This is a genomic window from Pseudoalteromonas sp. 1CM17D, from assembly GCF_023161805.1.
GTDB classification, from domain to species: Bacteria; Pseudomonadota; Gammaproteobacteria; order Enterobacterales; family Alteromonadaceae; genus Pseudoalteromonas; species Pseudoalteromonas atlantica.
Map to the genome: position 1 here is coordinate 296603 of NZ_JALNTP010000001.1, position 15933 is coordinate 312535.

General features: G+C 39.3%; 19 protein-coding genes and 2 tRNA genes. 7 read left to right on the top strand and 14 right to left on the bottom strand.

What is annotated here, in order from left to right:
- Positions 1-69: 69 nt before the first annotated feature.
- On the bottom strand, positions 70-909 hold the full coding sequence (locus tag MSC25_RS01300) for a hypothetical protein (RefSeq protein WP_248442213.1): 840 nt from the start codon (positions 907-909) through the stop codon (positions 70-72).
- Between the two features lie 204 nt (positions 910-1113).
- Here MSC25_RS01300 and MSC25_RS01305 point away from each other — a divergent pair, with 204 nt between their 5' ends.
- Positions 1114-1518 carry a GFA family protein gene (locus MSC25_RS01305; RefSeq protein ID WP_248442215.1) on the top strand — a complete coding sequence of 135 codons (405 nt, stop codon included), beginning with the start codon at positions 1114-1116 and terminating at the stop codon, positions 1516-1518.
- A 1-nt stretch (position 1519) separates the two neighbouring features.
- Here the strand turns inward: MSC25_RS01305 and MSC25_RS01310 are convergent, their stop codons facing one another.
- Complete coding sequence (locus MSC25_RS01310; protein ID WP_248442217.1) at positions 1520-2317, bottom strand: hypothetical protein; 798 nt, start codon at positions 2315-2317, stop codon at positions 1520-1522.
- A 228-nt stretch (positions 2318-2545) separates the two neighbouring features.
- Here MSC25_RS01310 and MSC25_RS01315 point away from each other — a divergent pair, with 228 nt between their 5' ends.
- Positions 2546-3949, top strand: a complete 1404-nt coding sequence (locus MSC25_RS01315) for a M28 family metallopeptidase (RefSeq protein ID WP_248442219.1) — start codon at positions 2546-2548, stop codon at positions 3947-3949.
- Positions 3950-4091: 142 nt separating this feature from the next.
- On the top strand, positions 4092-4538 hold the full coding sequence (locus MSC25_RS01320) for a DUF4826 family protein (protein ID WP_138611493.1): 447 nt from the start codon (positions 4092-4094) through the stop codon (positions 4536-4538).
- A 46-nt stretch (positions 4539-4584) separates the two neighbouring features.
- Here the strand turns inward: MSC25_RS01320 and MSC25_RS01325 are convergent, their stop codons facing one another.
- The 5 genes from MSC25_RS01325 to mnmA form a co-directional block, all read right to left on the bottom strand.
- On the bottom strand, positions 4585-5043 hold the full coding sequence (locus MSC25_RS01325; RefSeq protein ID WP_121637558.1) for a GNAT family N-acetyltransferase: 459 nt from the start codon (positions 5041-5043) through the stop codon (positions 4585-4587).
- A gap of 9 nt (positions 5044-5052) precedes the next feature.
- The gene (locus MSC25_RS01330) at positions 5053-6198 is read right to left on the bottom strand and encodes a cupin domain-containing protein (protein WP_138579297.1); all 1146 of its coding nucleotides are present in this window, start codon (positions 6196-6198) and stop codon (positions 5053-5055) included.
- Positions 6199-6275: 77 nt separating this feature from the next.
- Positions 6276-7646: an adenylosuccinate lyase gene (gene purB, locus MSC25_RS01335; protein ID WP_024033516.1), complete on the bottom strand. Its 1371-nt coding sequence runs from the start codon at positions 7644-7646 to the stop codon at positions 6276-6278.
- A 32-nt stretch (positions 7647-7678) separates the two neighbouring features.
- Complete coding sequence (hflD, locus tag MSC25_RS01340) at positions 7679-8281, bottom strand: high frequency lysogenization protein HflD (protein ID WP_004586725.1); 603 nt, start codon at positions 8279-8281, stop codon at positions 7679-7681.
- Positions 8281-9381 (bottom strand): tRNA 2-thiouridine(34) synthase MnmA, encoded by a 1101-nt coding sequence (mnmA, locus tag MSC25_RS01345; RefSeq protein ID WP_248442221.1) that lies wholly within the window; start codon positions 9379-9381, stop codon positions 8281-8283. The genes hflD and mnmA overlap by 1 nt, the downstream gene beginning before the upstream one ends.
- 340 nt (positions 9382-9721) lie before the next feature.
- Between mnmA and MSC25_RS01350 the strand changes: the two genes are divergently transcribed.
- Complete coding sequence (locus MSC25_RS01350) at positions 9722-10990, top strand: diguanylate cyclase (RefSeq protein WP_248442223.1); 1269 nt, start codon at positions 9722-9724, stop codon at positions 10988-10990.
- A 54-nt stretch (positions 10991-11044) separates the two neighbouring features.
- Here the strand turns inward: MSC25_RS01350 and MSC25_RS01355 are convergent, their stop codons facing one another.
- Genes MSC25_RS01355 through MSC25_RS01385 form a run of 7 tightly spaced genes read right to left on the bottom strand, consistent with a single transcriptional unit; the run spans position 11045 to position 14190 of the window.
- Positions 11045-11488 (bottom strand): NUDIX domain-containing protein, encoded by a 444-nt coding sequence (locus MSC25_RS01355; RefSeq protein WP_248442225.1) that lies wholly within the window; start codon positions 11486-11488, stop codon positions 11045-11047.
- The gene (locus tag MSC25_RS01360; RefSeq protein ID WP_096041638.1) at positions 11481-12167 is read right to left on the bottom strand and encodes a pseudouridine synthase; all 687 of its coding nucleotides are present in this window, start codon (positions 12165-12167) and stop codon (positions 11481-11483) included. The genes MSC25_RS01355 and MSC25_RS01360 overlap by 8 nt, the downstream gene beginning before the upstream one ends.
- Positions 12167-12496 (bottom strand): TusE/DsrC/DsvC family sulfur relay protein, encoded by a 330-nt coding sequence (locus MSC25_RS01365; RefSeq protein ID WP_004586720.1) that lies wholly within the window; start codon positions 12494-12496, stop codon positions 12167-12169. Before MSC25_RS01365 ends, MSC25_RS01360 begins: the two co-directional genes overlap by 1 nt.
- A gap of 3 nt (positions 12497-12499) precedes the next feature.
- Entirely contained in the window at positions 12500-12766 is a 267-nt protein-coding gene (gene tusB / locus MSC25_RS01370) for a sulfurtransferase complex subunit TusB (protein ID WP_054982589.1), read from the bottom strand.
- Positions 12763-13119 (bottom strand): sulfurtransferase complex subunit TusC, encoded by a 357-nt coding sequence (gene tusC / locus MSC25_RS01375; RefSeq protein WP_096041639.1) that lies wholly within the window; start codon positions 13117-13119, stop codon positions 12763-12765. Before tusC ends, tusB begins: the two co-directional genes overlap by 4 nt.
- On the bottom strand, positions 13116-13469 hold the full coding sequence (gene tusD, locus MSC25_RS01380) for a sulfurtransferase complex subunit TusD (RefSeq protein ID WP_096041640.1): 354 nt from the start codon (positions 13467-13469) through the stop codon (positions 13116-13118). The genes tusC and tusD overlap by 4 nt, the downstream gene beginning before the upstream one ends.
- Before the next feature lie 55 nt (positions 13470-13524).
- Entirely contained in the window at positions 13525-14190 is a 666-nt protein-coding gene (locus tag MSC25_RS01385; RefSeq protein ID WP_004586716.1) for a Bax inhibitor-1/YccA family protein, read from the bottom strand.
- A 251-nt stretch (positions 14191-14441) separates the two neighbouring features.
- Between MSC25_RS01385 and MSC25_RS01390 the strand changes: the two genes are divergently transcribed.
- The 3 genes from MSC25_RS01390 (at position 14442) to MSC25_RS01400 (ending at position 15815) form a co-directional block, all read left to right on the top strand.
- Positions 14442-14532: transfer RNA gene (locus MSC25_RS01390), tRNA-Ser, on the top strand.
- Between the two features lie 52 nt (positions 14533-14584).
- Positions 14585-14675: transfer RNA gene (locus MSC25_RS01395), tRNA-Ser, on the top strand.
- Positions 14676-15434: 759 nt separating this feature from the next.
- Complete coding sequence (locus tag MSC25_RS01400) at positions 15435-15815, top strand: hypothetical protein (protein WP_024033524.1); 381 nt, start codon at positions 15435-15437, stop codon at positions 15813-15815.
- Positions 15816-15933: the final 118 nt, after the last annotated feature.

A 15933-nucleotide genomic window follows, 5' to 3' on the forward strand; every position in this document is an offset into this window, starting at 1 on the left:
AATAGAAAAGGATCATACCATTTAAGTGGCGCGCTGTAGATCTTTAGCGACTAATTTACACTGCTACTTTTATCGAATAGGGTTTGTGAGATTTACGCCTTTAATCATATAAATGTCGTCATAGCGTAAACCGCCATTTCCGTAGGGCTTTTTATGTGGGCCCGTATTACAGTTAGCTAAAAAATAGCTAAGTGGGCGTTCGCGTTTCATTCTAAAGGTGGCATTTTTATACACTAAGGTTTGGTTTTTAAATTCGCCGCCTTGTACATATACATTGTATTGCTGGCCTTGCATTTTTACCGATGCATTATTAACAACGTACCAAATGTTGTACCAACTGTTTGTATCAAGTGGTTTAGCCGATTGCGCTTGTGCATAGTTTTGGATATTACTATAGCCCTTATCAGTTTTGACCATTAGGGCCCCGGTATTGACTAACCCATTTGATTCGGTTTTATCGGTAACCCGAAGAGTGGCTTCAAAGGCGTCGTAGCCATGAACGTTTATTTGCTCTGGCTCTAAGTTACTTAATCCAAAAGCATGGTTATTTGGAAAAGAGGCGACGTTAATACGGGTAAAAAAAGTGTAGGTTTCGCCAACGGGTACTGTTTTTGGAAGCTTTTTATAGCTGAGGGCTTTGCGGTTGCCGACAATACCATTTTCGGCAGGCTTTTTAATTAAAAAATGGTTAATCCCTTTGGCTGTCTCCTCAACTTCTATTTTAGTTACTTGTGGGTTAGCGACATAAGGTTGAGTTTGATTGTCTGTGTCAACCTTTGTCCAGCCTTTTAGCGGTTGTTCAAAGTTATCTACTAATAGCCACTTTGCAGAGGGAGCGTTTTGATTGTTTTGGCTACAGGCTAATAATCCTGAGCAGGCCACTAACAGTAAGCTGTATTTAACGCGCATAATCCCTCTTTTACTAATATAAGTGTAAGCATATAAATTGGTAAACCAATATATGACTTTTAATTTTTTAAACTTAAAATTTATATAACCAATTTAGTGTAAATTAGTCAACCAATATTGTATTTTATCTATTCTACTGACGTTTATATTTTAAACGCGTAAAATACCTAACTACACGCAATTAAAAATAATAAAAGGGATTATATGTATACAGGAACGTGCCTATGTAAAGCGGTAAGTGTTGAAATTAAAGGGGCTATTTCTCAAATTATTCATTGTCACTGCTCACTATGCAGAAAAAACAGCGGAACTGCTTTTGCCACGAATGGTTTTGTAAACACTCACGAATTTACACTTACCAAAGGTGAAGATAATTTAACTGAATTTAATTTCAAACCTGGGCGTGCGCGCTTTTTTTGTAAAACATGTGGCTCACCTATTTACAGTGCTAATGCAGAGGATAAATCTCGCTTGCGAATACGCCTTGGGTTGATAGATAACGATATTACTGAACAGGTAATATCGCATAATTTTGTTACCTCTAAAGCCAATTGGGAGCAATTAGAAACCCATTTGCCGTGCTATGAAAAACACGAACCAGGGCGCTAAATTACTCTATGTGATAAATGCTGTTTATGTCGTTGTGAAGGGTGGGCGCCCACGTTTTAAATAATGGCGAATGGGCTATTTCTTCTTTATTAATGTGCACTAAGCTTTGCTGAGAAAGTATCACGACAATATTTTTGTATTCGTTAAACTCTATAAGGGCAATACAGCTAAAGTGTTGCCTAAACAGGACGAGTAAAGCTTGGAGCTCTTTTCCTGTTTTAGGGTTTAAATTTATAATAATTTGCGCATTTAGCCCGCTGCAGCGACGTATGTTTTGCCAAAATTCGCTGTTAGATAAAAAGTCTTGATGTACATCGCCACTAAAAATATCAATTGTAATGACATTGTATGTGCGCGCGCACGTTGCAACAAACAGCTCTGCATTTTGTAAGTGCACTGTATGATTAGCGGGCAAGTTAAAATGGTGCTTAGCAACGCTTATCATCGCGGGGTTTATTTCTACACTGTCAAACACAGCTAAGTTATTTATATAAGCCGTTTTGTTATGTAAATAATGAATGGCTCGCTCAATACCCGCAGTACCTAAACCTAAATTTAAAACCCGTAGTGGCTCAGCTGTTTTAAGTAAAAATAACAGCATACATTGATTGACCGCAATCAGTAATTGCTCATTCTTATTAAGGCTCATCACCCCTTGAATAGTGATATCGCTTTGTGCATTTTGCGCAAGTGTTAACCAGCGATAGGCCGTATTTTGATAAACACAAATAGGCCCATATTGGTTGTTACTAGTGGCAATTAAATTAGCAGAGACAGTGTCGGCTTTAAGCTGGCGCATAGGTTACAAATACAAATAAAACACCCCATTAGTTTGCCACGAAAACACGCTATGTATATAGCGTATTTATGTAACAAGGTTTGTAATACGCTTGGTTACTTAAAAGAGGGGAGTACTTATGTGTGGTTAATTTTTACAGTTGAGCTTACTTGTATAAAGCTTTAACTCAAAATAGTTGCACTAAATAGGTTGTTGAGTAATGGTAAGGTAAAAAATAAGGAGCTTATAATGCGCAAAACCCCTTTTTCTATTACAACTAAACTTATTAAATTGAGTACGTTAGCCTTTGCTTGTACGGCAGGATTATCAGCACAGGCTCATGCCAGCATAAAATATGAAGAACAACAAAAGCTACATGATATTGCAGCGCAGGTATCAGCTAAACGTATTGAGAGCGACATACAAACGCTGGTGGATTTTGGTACCCGCCATACGCTTTCTGAAACTAAGTCAGATACACGGGGCATAGGTGCTGCACGGCGTTGGATTAAAAAAGAGTTTGAAAAAATATCAGCGCAATGTGGTGGTTGCCTAGAAGTTATTGAAGTTAAAGACACTATATCAGGTGAAAAACGAATTCCTAATCCTGTTGAAGTGGTGAATATAGTGGCTATTCAGCGTGGTAGCACTGAGCCAAACCGAATGGTTATTATGTCGGGCGATATTGATTCGCGGGTGAGCGATGTAATGGACTTTACCAGTGATTCACCGGGTGCTAATGATAACGCTTCAGGGGTTGCAGGGGTTATTGAAGCTGCACGTGTACTAAGCAAGCATAAATTTAATGGCTCAGTTGTGTATGCAGCGTTGTCTGGCGAAGAGCAGGGTTTATTTGGCGGTAAAATACTCACAGCGTATGCACAAGAGCACAATTGGCAAGTACATGGCGTTTTAAATAACGACATGATTGGCAATATTACCGGTATTAATGGCGTTACCGACAATACAACGGCGCGTATTTTCTCAGAAGGCACGCGTGTAGTAGAAACGAAACAACAAGCAAGAACGCGCCGTTTTACAGGTGGTGAAGTCGATTCGGCGAGTCGTAATTTAGCACGCTATATAGATACAATTGCCGATAGGTACATTCCAAATTTAGATACGATGTTAGTTTACAGGTTAGATAGGTTTGGCCGGGGCGGGCACCATAGACCGTTTAACGATGCGGGTTTTGCAGCAGTCAGAATTATGGAAACTAATGAGCATTACGACCGACAACATCAAGATTTACGTACAGAAAATGGTGTGGTCTATGGCGATACCATAGATGGCGTTGATTTTGACTACACAGCAAAGCTTACATCACTGAACGCAGTAACAATGGCTTCAATGGCTTGGGCGCCAGCTCCCCCTAAACAGGTAAAAATTGAAGGCGCGGTTAAGGCCGACACTACGCTTTCGTGGCAAAGTTCAGATGATGATAATATTGCCGGTTATCGTATTTATTGGCGCTATACCAGTGAGCCGCAATGGCAATTTAGCCAAGATGTGGGCAATGTAAGTAAAGCTACACTTAAAAACGTTGTTATAGATAATTACTATTTCAGTGTTGCAGCGATAAGCAAAGACGGGATTGAATCGCCAGTGGTGTTCCCAGGTGATGTAGGCTCGTTTGATCACAATATAAAATAACAGCGATTTACTATTGCTTATGTGCAATTGTGATTAAAAACAAATCAAATGGTGTATTTAAGGTGCAAAGCAGGTGTTTTATGCTTGCACCTTATTTGTTATGCACTTAGAGTGTAGAAAAAAAGCAGTAAAGGTTAATAAAATGCAGCAAGAAGAAAAAAAACCATTAACAGCGCAAGAGCAAGCACAAATAGAGCAACAACGGGTTGCTTGGCAACGCGAGTGTTTTCAAAACGCCCAAAAATACTTAGCAGAAAAAGGCATTATGCCTAAATCAGTAATAGACAAAGATAGCCGCTTTTTAGCGCCATTGTGTGCTATGTGGAAATTTAAAGCGCAAAACGGTAAGAACTACTGGGTAATAACAGGGCGCTTACCTACTGATCATGCAGAAGTAAGTGCAGCAAAAGATGCGCGCGATGCTATGCGTTATTTTTCATTACAATGGCAGTTAAAAGCAGATCAAATAATGAGTGTTGGCGCGCGTGATAAAACCCAGGTCGACTTTGCTAACTTACTTATAAACCGTGCACACGGCTTATACGAAATGCATGAAAACGAGCAACTTTGGGCTAATGAACCAAAATAAGGTATTGCTTGTATAAACGTAAAAAAGGGCTATTAATGGCCCTTTTTTAATGTACTAATGTAAATGGTTTAGTGACAAACTCAGACACTTGGCATTGCATTCGCTGCCTAGGTATACCTGCTTCCATAAAAACACCGCCTTGTTGTATAAAGCCGTTTCGTTTAAAGCGTTCAACTTCGTTTAAAATACAATTAATACTAATAACTTGGTGCCCATCGTTAGCGGCAAGATTAACAATAAAAGTAAGTAATGAAGTATAAACGTGGCGATTACGGTGTGCGGGTAAAACGGCTATTCGGCCTATTAAGCCATCTGTACACAGCCTACCTGTGGCTACGGGTGCGTTACTGTTGTGAGTAACTAGCACATGGTGTGCTAGTTTGTCTTGGCTATCAAATTCTACTCGTTTGGGTATGTGTAACTCATATACAAATACTTTTTCACGTATTTGTTGTAGCTGGTCTTTTTGCCTATCCCACTCGACTTTATTAATTTGATAGCCCATAGCGCACCTCTAATTAAACCACATCCCCTCATTAACTAGTGTAGTAAAGGTTTGAATAAAAACTAGGCTAGGCTGCGCTGCGTTTAAATCGTCGGTATTAACATAATCATGATCTGTTAATAGTGTAACGGCATTTAAGTCGCAAAGTGGTAACGGGTAGTTTTCGCCATTAATACTTAATAATAGGGTGTCTTCTAGCTGTTGATAGATAGCACGTACGCCGCCTAAACGCTCAAATTCTTCTGCATTGTTTGCTATTAACTCACTCATTTGCTCGCAGGTTATAGGCTCTTCGAGCGGGGCTAAGTCCATTTCGTGCTTGGCTTGACTTAAGGTATTACCAAGCCAATGCTTAAATAGCTCATCGTTATTAAGTAGCGCTTGCATAAGGGTTTTAACTTTATCGGTTTCGCTCTGTAAAAGCTCACCTTTAGAGTCCCTAAGGGCTAAAGTATGATCGGTATAGCGTTTTTGGCCGCTGTCGGTATCAATAACATGATCGGCAAAACTAGAAAATAAGTCTTGTTGATTAGGCGCTCTAAATCCAACCGAGTAGTTAAGGGCGTTTTCTATTGCATAACCTTCGTGAGGGCACCCAGGTGGTATGTATAAAATATCGCCGGGCTCTAAAATACAATCTATAACGGCTTCAAATTGCTCAACTTGCAGTAGTTTTTTATTTTGCGCAAATTGTTTAAGTGTTGGATCAGGCAGGCCAACACGCCAATGACGCTTACCCTCGCCTTGTATAATAAATACATCGTACTGATCTAGGTGCGGACCTACGCCACCTTTAGGGGTTGAGTAGCTGATCATTAAATCATCTATTCGCCAGTTAGGTATAAACCGAAATGGCTGAAGCAGTTGTGCTGCATCGCTATGCCAATGATCAACCGCTTGTACCAATAAAGTAGCGTGTTGCTCAGTTAATTTTTCAAAGTCTTCAAATGGGCCTTGGTATGCTTGCCAATCGTTATTGTGGTTGGTAACAATTCGCGACTCTATACTTTCTTCCATAGCAAGACCGGCAAGCTCTTCTGCCTCTATTGGGTCTTGAAAGTCTGTAAAGCCTTGTTTAATTAATAGCGGTTTTTTTTGCCAGTATTGGTTTAAAAACTCTTGCTCACAGAGGTTGTTTATTTTTAATTGGTACATAGAGTTGGCCTATAATTTTTAGTACAAAAAAAGCGAAAGGAATTATCCTTTCGCTTTTTATATGCGCAATTTAGTATTTAAACTAAATCGTCAATAAACTCAACAGCGCGGCCAATGTAGTTGGCAGGTGTTAGTTTTTTCATTTCTACTTTAGCGTGCTCTGGCAGGTCTAAACCATCGATAAAGTCGGCCATAATTTCTTGATTTACACGTTTACCACGTGTTAAATCTTTAAGTTTTTCGTATGGTTTTTCAATACCGTATTTACGCATAACCGTTTGAATTGGCTCAGCAAGTAATTCCCAGTTTTGATCAAGCTCATCAAGTAAACGTTGCTCATTTACTTCAAGCTTGCTTACGCCTTTAAGTGTAGATTGATACGCAATAAGCGTGTAGCCCATACCCACACCTAAGTTACGTAAAACGGTTGAGTCGGTAAGGTCACGCTGCCAACGAGAAACAGGCAGTTTTTGTGCAAGGTGAGCAAATATAGCATTTGCTAAACCTAGGTTACCTTCTGAGTTTTCAAAGTCGATAGGGTTTACTTTATGCGGCATTGTTGAAGAGCCGATTTCGCCAGCAATGGTTTTTTGCTTAAAGTGGTTAAGGGCAATGTAACCCCAAACGTCACGATCAAAATCAAGTAAAATAGTGTTAAAGCGAGCAATAGCATCAAATAGCTCGGCAATGTAGTCATGCGGCTCTATTTGTGTAGTGAACGGGTTAAAGGTTAAACCAAGGCTAGTTACAAAGTTGCTTGCGTGGGTATGCCAATCGTAATCTGGGTAAGCACTCAAGTGAGCATTGTAGTTACCTACAGCACCGTTAATTTTACCTAGCATTTCTACCTGTGCGATTTGGTCGCGCTGGCGTTTTAAACGCATGTATACGTTAGCAAACTCTTTACCCATTGTTGAAGGCGTAGCTGGTTGGCCGTGGGTACGCGTCATCATAGGTACTGCTTTGTACTCAATGGCTTTTTCTTTTATAGCGTTAAGTAGTTGGTCGCAGTATGGAAGGAGCACATTATCACGAGCTTCGCTTAGCATTAAACCATGAGATAGGTTATTAATATCTTCTGATGTACAGGCAAAATGGATGAACTCGTTAATAGCGTTAATTTCGCTGTTATCGGCTACTTTTTCTTTTAGTAAATATTCTACCGCTTTAACATCGTGGTTTGTGGTGCGTTCAATGTCTTTAACACGCTGTGCGTCTGCTTCGCTGAAGTTATCAACAATGGCATTTAAAAGTGCATTGGCTTGTTCGCTAAATGCAGGTACTTCTTTAATATCGCTTGCTGCAGCTAAGGCTTGCAACCAACGCACTTCAACGGTTACGCGGTATTTGATTAAGCCAAATTCGCTGAAAATACTGCGTAGTTCAGTGGTTTTGCTGCCGTAGCGACCATCCACTGGAGAGATAGCGGTTAACGCTGAAAGCTCCATAATAACTCCTAAATTTTAGTTTTGAACGATAATTAAATGTTTGTTTTTGCAATAGCGAGAATTTTTCTTTTTGCAAAGAAAAAGTGACGGCGTTTACCGCCCATTTGTCGCCATAATACAGCACTGCGAATTCCTGCTAATAAAAGGGCACGAATTTTATTTTGCGTTTGCTGCTGTTTTAATAACTCGGGTTTACCATAAACCTGAATTCGGTGCCCAAGGGGGCTCAGCACCGACGAGTATATATCTGCTAAACCGGCAACTACGGTGTCATCGGTTATGGCAAAGTGATCTAAGCGACGATGAATGTCGTCGATACGACGGCCAAGTTCAGCTAAGCTTTTTGGCTCGTTATTTAAAATGCGTTCAAGCTGCATTAAACCACCTACGTACTTAACTATTTCAACATCTTTTTGAGCGCCAGCAGTAAGCTGCGCCATTAATGTTTTATAGCCGTCGCGCAAGTTATGCGTACCTTGATAAACATCAACCGGCGATGCGGGTGATGTTTGTACAATACTTGTAAATAACACGTCTAAGTCTGAATCGTTTGCGCTGCCGTATTGCGCAATTTTTTGTACTTGTTTAGCCACTTGGCACATGGCGGCAAGCGCCATGACTTGGTGTTGATTCATTACTTAATCACCGAATCTATAATACCGCCACCTAAACACACATCATCGGCATAAAATACAGCTGATTGACCTGGTGTAACGGCTTTTTGTGGTTCATCAAATAATACGCGTGCCATACCATCTTCCCCAACGAGAAGGGTACAATTAATATCTTCTTGGCGGTAACGGGTTTTAACTGTGCAGCGCGTTGTACCTTGAGGACCAACACGGTCTACCCAATGTAATTGATTGGCGTTTAGGCCATTGCTGTAAAGGCGAGGGTGGTCTTTACCTTGTCCGACAACGAGCACATTGCGCTCAACGTCTTTATCTATAACGTACCATGGCTCGCCAGAGCCTTCTTTCATGCCACCAATTAACAAGCCTTTACGCTGGCCAAGCGTATGATACATAAGCCCTTCATGCTCACCTACGTTGTTGCCGTCAGTATCTTCAATCACACCTGGTTGAGCAGGTAAAAACTTTTGTAAAAAGTCTTTAAATTTACGCTCACCAATAAAACAAATACCGGTGCTGTCTTTTTTATCGTGGGTGATTAAGTCTTGCTCTTCTGCAATACGGCGTACGTCTGGTTTAGCTATATCGCCTACTGGGAAAAGCGTTTGGCCTATGTGTTCATGGCTTAAGGTATATAAGAAATAGCTTTGATCTTTGTTATCGTCTAAGCCTCGGCACATAACGTATTTGTCGTCTCGTAGTTCACGACGAACATAATGGCCTGTTGCAATATAATCGGCCCCAAGTGCTTGTGCTGCAAATTCTAAAAATGCTTTAAATTTAATTTCTTTGTTACACATAATATCTGGGTTTGGCGTACGGCCCGCTTTGTACTCTTCTAAAAAGTACTCAAAAACGTTATCCCAGTATTCGGCTGCAAAGTTAACGGTATGAAGCTCGATGCCTAATTTGTCACACACTGCTTGTGCATCTTTTAAATCTTCAGCGGCTGCACAGTATTCGTCATTGTCGTCTTCTTCCCAGTTCTTCATAAACAGGCCTTCTACTTGGTAGCCCTGTTGTTGTAATAAATATGCAGATACAGAAGAATCAACACCGCCGGACATACCAACGATGACTTTAATGTGACTATTTTCGCTCATGAATAATTTCGCTTATACAGATTGCTGTTAACTTGGAAAGGCCGCGATTATAGCACGCATTTTGTTTTTGCTTAAAGGGAGGAGTGGCGCAAACACACGATTTTGTAGTTATTTTATTCATATAATAAATAGCAAATAAGACTGAAACGCATTTAACATAAAAAATGATGAAAAATTTAAATAATCGATTGTAAAAAGATATTTCGGTGCCATTCTTACTCTATTAAATGATAATAATGCTTTTATTACCTTGTTCTTGATTGTAAATTCAGCTGCCAGTAAGATTTAGCTTATTAGACTCACTTTTTTATTATAAAAATATTTTCAACGGAATGAATATATGAATTACGCCTTCCAGGTAAAAAAGCTTTCAACGTTAATACAATATTATGCTGCAAACTCACGCGATGAACTAAATGAGTTGCTCATAATGCCTACAAGCGACTTAAAACGTGATACGTATACGCTTTTTCATGAAGTTTTTGAGCACACTTTACCCTCAGATGCCAAGCAAAACAGTCCTATTGATGAGATTTTCAATGCTGTCTCAAGTTCTTTTGAATTAGTTGACGAGTCAGAAACTGCCTTGTTTGAGACTATGAAACGCTGGTGGGATGAATGGTATTTTGCATTAAGTATGGATAATTCGCTTTCTAATGAAAAAGAAGATGCGCCATACAGTTTCCTTTCTAAAAAAATGCATCATCCTATGAAGCGCCACGAGATGAGCCACTACGCCCATTTATTTACTATTTTGCCTATGCCTATCTCTAATGTGTGTGCCAAAACCGGTGATATTATTAGAGTTAATCAGCGCTTTATAGATGTATTTGGTTATACCGTTGATGACTTACCTAACTTAGAGCTGTGGTGGGTTAATGCATACCCAGATCCTCACTATCGAGAGGCCGTGAAAAAAACGTGGCAATCGGCGTTAGAAATTGGCAATGAAACAGGGCACGACATCCCCGCGCATGATTACCATGTTACTTGTAAAAACGGTAATACAATTACCATGGAAGTATCTGGAATCAATTTGGGCGATGAATATATTGCTGTATTTAATGATGCGACCAAGCGTTTAGAAGATCAAAATATTTTACGCGACATGGCATTTTTAGATTCGCTAACACAAATAGCAAATAGACGTCGTTTTGATGAAAAGCTAAGTAAAGAGTTTGAAAAAGCCGTTGAGTGTGGTGACGATTTGGCGATTATTTTAATCGATATTGATCACTTTAAACTATTTAACGACCGCTACGGGCATGTTGAAGGTGATTTATGTTTGTATAACGTGGCGCAAGCAATAGCGTGTACGGTAAGTCGCACCGAGGACTTTGTGGCGCGTTATGGCGGAGAAGAATTTGTTGTATTGCTGCCTCAAACCGATAAACAAGGGGCTTTATTTATTGCTGAGCATATTCAAAAAGCAATCGAAGAGCTGCACCTCCCTCATGAAGACAGCTTTACCGGCTACTTAACCCTGAGCATAGGTATTCACGCAATTAATAAAGAGGATAGTTGCGATCAAAAAGAGTTTATTAAGGCCGCCGACAGCGCACTTTATTATTCAAAAAGGCAAGGACGAAATTGTTTAGCATTAAGTTAATTTATAGCCTTGGACTATTTATATAGTTTTGAGAATTATATAAAGCGCAGATGTTTAATTATCGCCGTAAATAAAGTCTACGTCTTGAATAGGGCGGTTTAGGCTGTCTTCAATACATTTTAAAACTAAATGGCTTCTTAGAGGCAGTGCTTTTATGTCTTCTAAACTGTGCCAGTTGGCACTAATTATATCTGCATCTTTTGGGCAGGGCTCAGTGGTGACTTGAGTGCCATCAAACATAAAACAAAAGCGTAAGTAATGCACCCCATTAGCCGCATGTAAGTTATAAATACCGATTAAGCCAGTGGGCGTTAGGGACAAACCTGTTTCTTCAAAAAGCTCTCTGCTGGCTGCTTGAGCCAGTGTTTCGTTTAGTTCTAAATGGCCGGCAGGTTGGTTATAACAAATATTAGAAGTAAATTTATCTCGCTCTTTTACCAGTAAAAAATGCTCTCTTTTTTTTACTACAGCAGCCACCGTTACATGGGGTTTATGCATTTACCTCACCTTTTATAACACTGTACTGTGCGCTGTTTATGCCATCTAGCGTGTAATTGCCAATACTGTAGCGAATAAGCCTTAATGTAGGGTGTCCAACATGGGCGGTCATACGACGAACTTGCCTATTACGTCCTTCATTAATTGTAATACTTAACCACGTTGTAGGAATCGACTTTCGCTCTCTTACCGGCGGCACGCGAGGCCAAAGTTTTGGCTCGTCAATAATTTTTACGTTTGCGGGTAAGGTCATCCCATCTTTTAGTTCAACACCTTTACACAGGGCATTAATTGCCTCTGCGCTAGGCTCGCCTTCAACTTGCACCCAATAGGTTTTATTGGTTTTTTTATTCGGTGCGGTAAGGGTATTTTGAAGCTTTCCGCAGTTTGTTAAAAGTAACAAGCCTTCACTGTCACGGTCGAGTCTGCCTGCAGCGTATACATCTTTAATGGGAATAAATTCAGCCAAGGTTTTTCTATTGGCATCGTCTGTAAATTGGCAAAGCACATCGTAAGGTTTATTAAATAAAACAATTTTTCTATCTTTAGGCGCTATAGCGGGTTTAATTTCACGCGAAGTTGTGCTTTTTTTAGTGAGTGAATTGCGTGAGTAAGTTCTACCCGTGGTTCGTTTAGTGGTACTTTTACTTGCGCGATTATGCATTGGTTTGTTCGCCATTAAATACACCTAGCGGGCTTGGGTAAGCCAGCAATTTTTGTGGCTTGTTTTGCAGGCCCCTTGGGAAATAATTTATACAAATAAATACTATTGCCTTTGTCCTCGCCAAGCGCTTTAGCCATTGCTTTAACAAGCATTCTTATTGCTGGGCTGGTGTTATATTCTAAGTAAAAATTGCGCACAAAATTAATCACTTCCCAGTGTTGTTCACTCAAGATAATGTTTTCTTGCTCGGCGATAATGGGGGCTAACTCTTTTGTCCACAAGGTGTAATCTAGCAAGTAGCCTTGTTTATCAGTGTCGATTTGTTGATTATTAAATTCAAGCATGGATTACCAGGTAATAGATTGGTTAGTAGATAGAGTAAGGGCAACAAACTCATCGTAATTAATAAGTGTTTGGCCTGGGCTTAGTTTAACTGCGCGTGCCTGCGCATCCTCTAAAAGCAACAATAATGAATCGTTTAATTGAAAATACTGCTTAGCGGCATAACAGGCATCACCAACAAGGAGTACTTTATCAGTGTCTTTAATTAAGTTTTCAAGCTGAGTAGAGTCGTAATAAGCCAGTGGCTTTGAAAAAATGTGTAATGTACTCATAGGTTCACCACAAAATCTTGCTGGCCGATCAGCTGCTGTTGCTCAGTGTAATTGAGGCTGGTTGAATCAATAATTAACTGAGATTTGTTTAAGTTATAATCAAGTAACGATTTTTCACATACATATATGTTTTCTACTTCATAGATTTCAAGCATTTTGATGTTTTTAAAAAAATCTTTTACACCAAGTTGCTGTGTTGATTGATTATGTTTTAAAGCAAGCACTGCAGGGCCGCTAAATAGCCAGCTAATATTTTGATCAACTGCGGCAAATATCAGTGCCATGTCTAGGGCATCGCGGGTATTAAGCTCATCAAAGGGGCTGGATTGGCTCATTACTAAAACGTTTTTCATTTAAACTGTATCCATTTATCTGCATCACTCGCTAGCATGGCAAATTCTGCAAGGCCGGCTACAGTAAACACACCTGTTTGGCTTGTGTTTAAGCCACGTTTTTCTGCTGCAGTAATACATAGCATTAAGTTGACGTTTTTATCTGCAAGTTGTTGCCATTGCGTAGGAATTTGCAGCTCGTCAGAGGCTAGCTCAAAGTTAGCTGATGCGTGATAAATCCCATTTTGATACAAAAATATCGCATCTATGGTGTGGCCTTGTGCTAAACATGCATTCGCAAACTTTATAATACGTTGCGTTGAGTCATGATCTGAAGGAGGAGTATGTAAAGAAAGAACAAATCGCGCCAAAACAATTCCAATAAAAAAGCCCCAATAAAGGGGCTATTTTAACAGAACTATTTAATTAGTCATCACTTGCGCCAAGAAGGTGCAGTAAAGAAGTAAATAGGTTATATACGTTTAAGTATAGAGCGACCGTCGCGCGAATGTAGTTAGTTTCGCCGCCATTAATAATACGGCTAGTATCAAATAAGATTAAGCCAGACATAATTAACACAACAGCAGCGTTAAGCACCATAAACATTAGCGAGCTGCCAATGAAGATGTTAACTATGCTTGCAACAATAACCACTAGTAAGCCTACTGTTAAAAAACCACCCATAAATGAGAAGTCTTTTTTAGTGTTTAATGCATAAGCCGATAGACCAAAAAATATTAATGCAGTAGAACCAAGCGCCTGCATAATAAGCATAGGGCCATTAGGCATAGCAGCATAATAGTTAAGTAGTGGGCCAAGGCCTGCGCCCATACAGCCTGTAAAAGCAAACACCCAAAACACGCCTGAGGCTGAGTCTGCTTTTTTGTTTACAACAAATAATAAACCAAACGAAACCAGTGTGAACACAATTCCCATAAAGTAAGGTAATTGTAATGCCATTGAAATACCCGCCGTAACAGCACTAAATGCTAATGTCATGGCCAGTAAGAAATAGGTGTTTTTAAGTACCTTGTTTGTTTCAATGGTCGACATTACCGGTTTAGCGGTATTGTACGAATGATTAAATGCCATTGTAGAGCTCCTTTAAGTGAAACATGTTTGTTTCGATAATTTAACTAAAATTAGATTACCAACTCTTATATGTTTGGGCAAACCTTTGTAGATCAATAGAGTGTTATTTTTTAATTAAAGTTCATTAAAGCATCAAAAAGAAATTATTTGTTTTATCTTTAAACAAATTAATTGTTTTTTAAGCACTTAAACAATTTTTTTAAAAAAAAGCTTCACAAAGCCAATGGGTTTCCCTATTATGCAGGCCGTGCGGAGAGATGGCAGAGTGGTCGAATGCACCGGTCTTGAAAACCGGCATAGGTTTGTAGCCTATCTAGGGTTCAAATCCCTATCTCTCCACCACCTTATTACAATAATTATGAGTACACTCTTACTTGTAATTTATAGCACTTTCGGAGAGATGGCAGAGTGGTCGAATGCACCGGTCTTGAAAACCGGCATGGGTTTGTAGCCCATCTAGGGTTCAAATCCCTATCTCTCCACCATTATATTAAAGCCCGCTTTTAGCGGGCTTTTTTGTTTTTACGCTTTATTATCAGGCCATCTTAGGTTTCCTCGCTTATTTGCCCATTTCGGTTTGCTATTAGCCGCTATTAATAGATTATTAACATATTGATGTACTACTTTTTATTTTTTAGATATTAAAGTTGCTAATTAAAATAGTATGTTGTGTCTCAAGGATGATTTACCTTCAAGAAAGCTTATTGTTTATCGTACAATGATGCTCTCGTTGGTAACGTTGTTTGTTTTATTTGTATTTCAACCTTTTGACACAATTAACGATAGATCATCACTTTTGCAGCTTTACTGTGCTGTATACCTACGACGTATTTAATATTGCAATCTAAAGGTTAGGTTTTATTGACGATAGCGCCTATAAGGTAGTGAACTTTGTCTTATAGGCGGCTAAGCAGCTCAAAGTAAGCGTGGGCTGGCAGCACAATGCGTGTTTGTTTTTTGTTAGCAAAACCATTTATTAAAATCATTTGCAAAACATTATTAAACCCACTCACTAAACAGCCCAACATAAATTAAATCTTGAAATTATCACACCTTGCAAAGGGGGTTAAATACCTTTGCTAGAAACGCTAAGGTATATTTTTATAAAATTAAAATGCCTAGTTATAGCAGTTTAAAGAGTGCTTGTTTTCCCATCATAAATTACGACCATAGTCTCTGTTTCTAACCTTAAGAACTTGGTGCATGCTTAAGATAATGTTTGTAGTGTGTAATTAGGAACTTATATGAAACATCAACTAGCCAAAAGTGTCGCGCTTTCTTTATTATCCCCTGTGATTGTTGGTAGTTTACTTGGCCTTTATTATGGGCTCACTATGAATGGCGATGCGGTTACCATTTTTTTACAACTACTTATGAGTGCAATCGCGAACGCACATATTGTTGGGCTTACTATGGCCGCTTTTGTCGTACCGGGTTATTTGCTTATGTTTAAGTATGCAAAAGTGAATTATTCAGGTGTATTAACACTTGGTCTGCTTGGTGGTGCAATATTTAGTTATTTACTCAGTGCTACAACAGGCGAGATATTTTTAATTAATAGTGTAATGGCCGCTTTTGCCGCAGGACTATTTTTATTTGGCCTGCGTAAAACATCAAAAAAATAATTGCAGAAATATTAATCAAGCGTGCTGAAAAACGGCGCTATTTCTGTTTTTTTGCCTGTAAAAGGTTTCAATTTTTCACGACAAAGAGTACCTTTAGCTACTGTCTGTTTAATAAGAA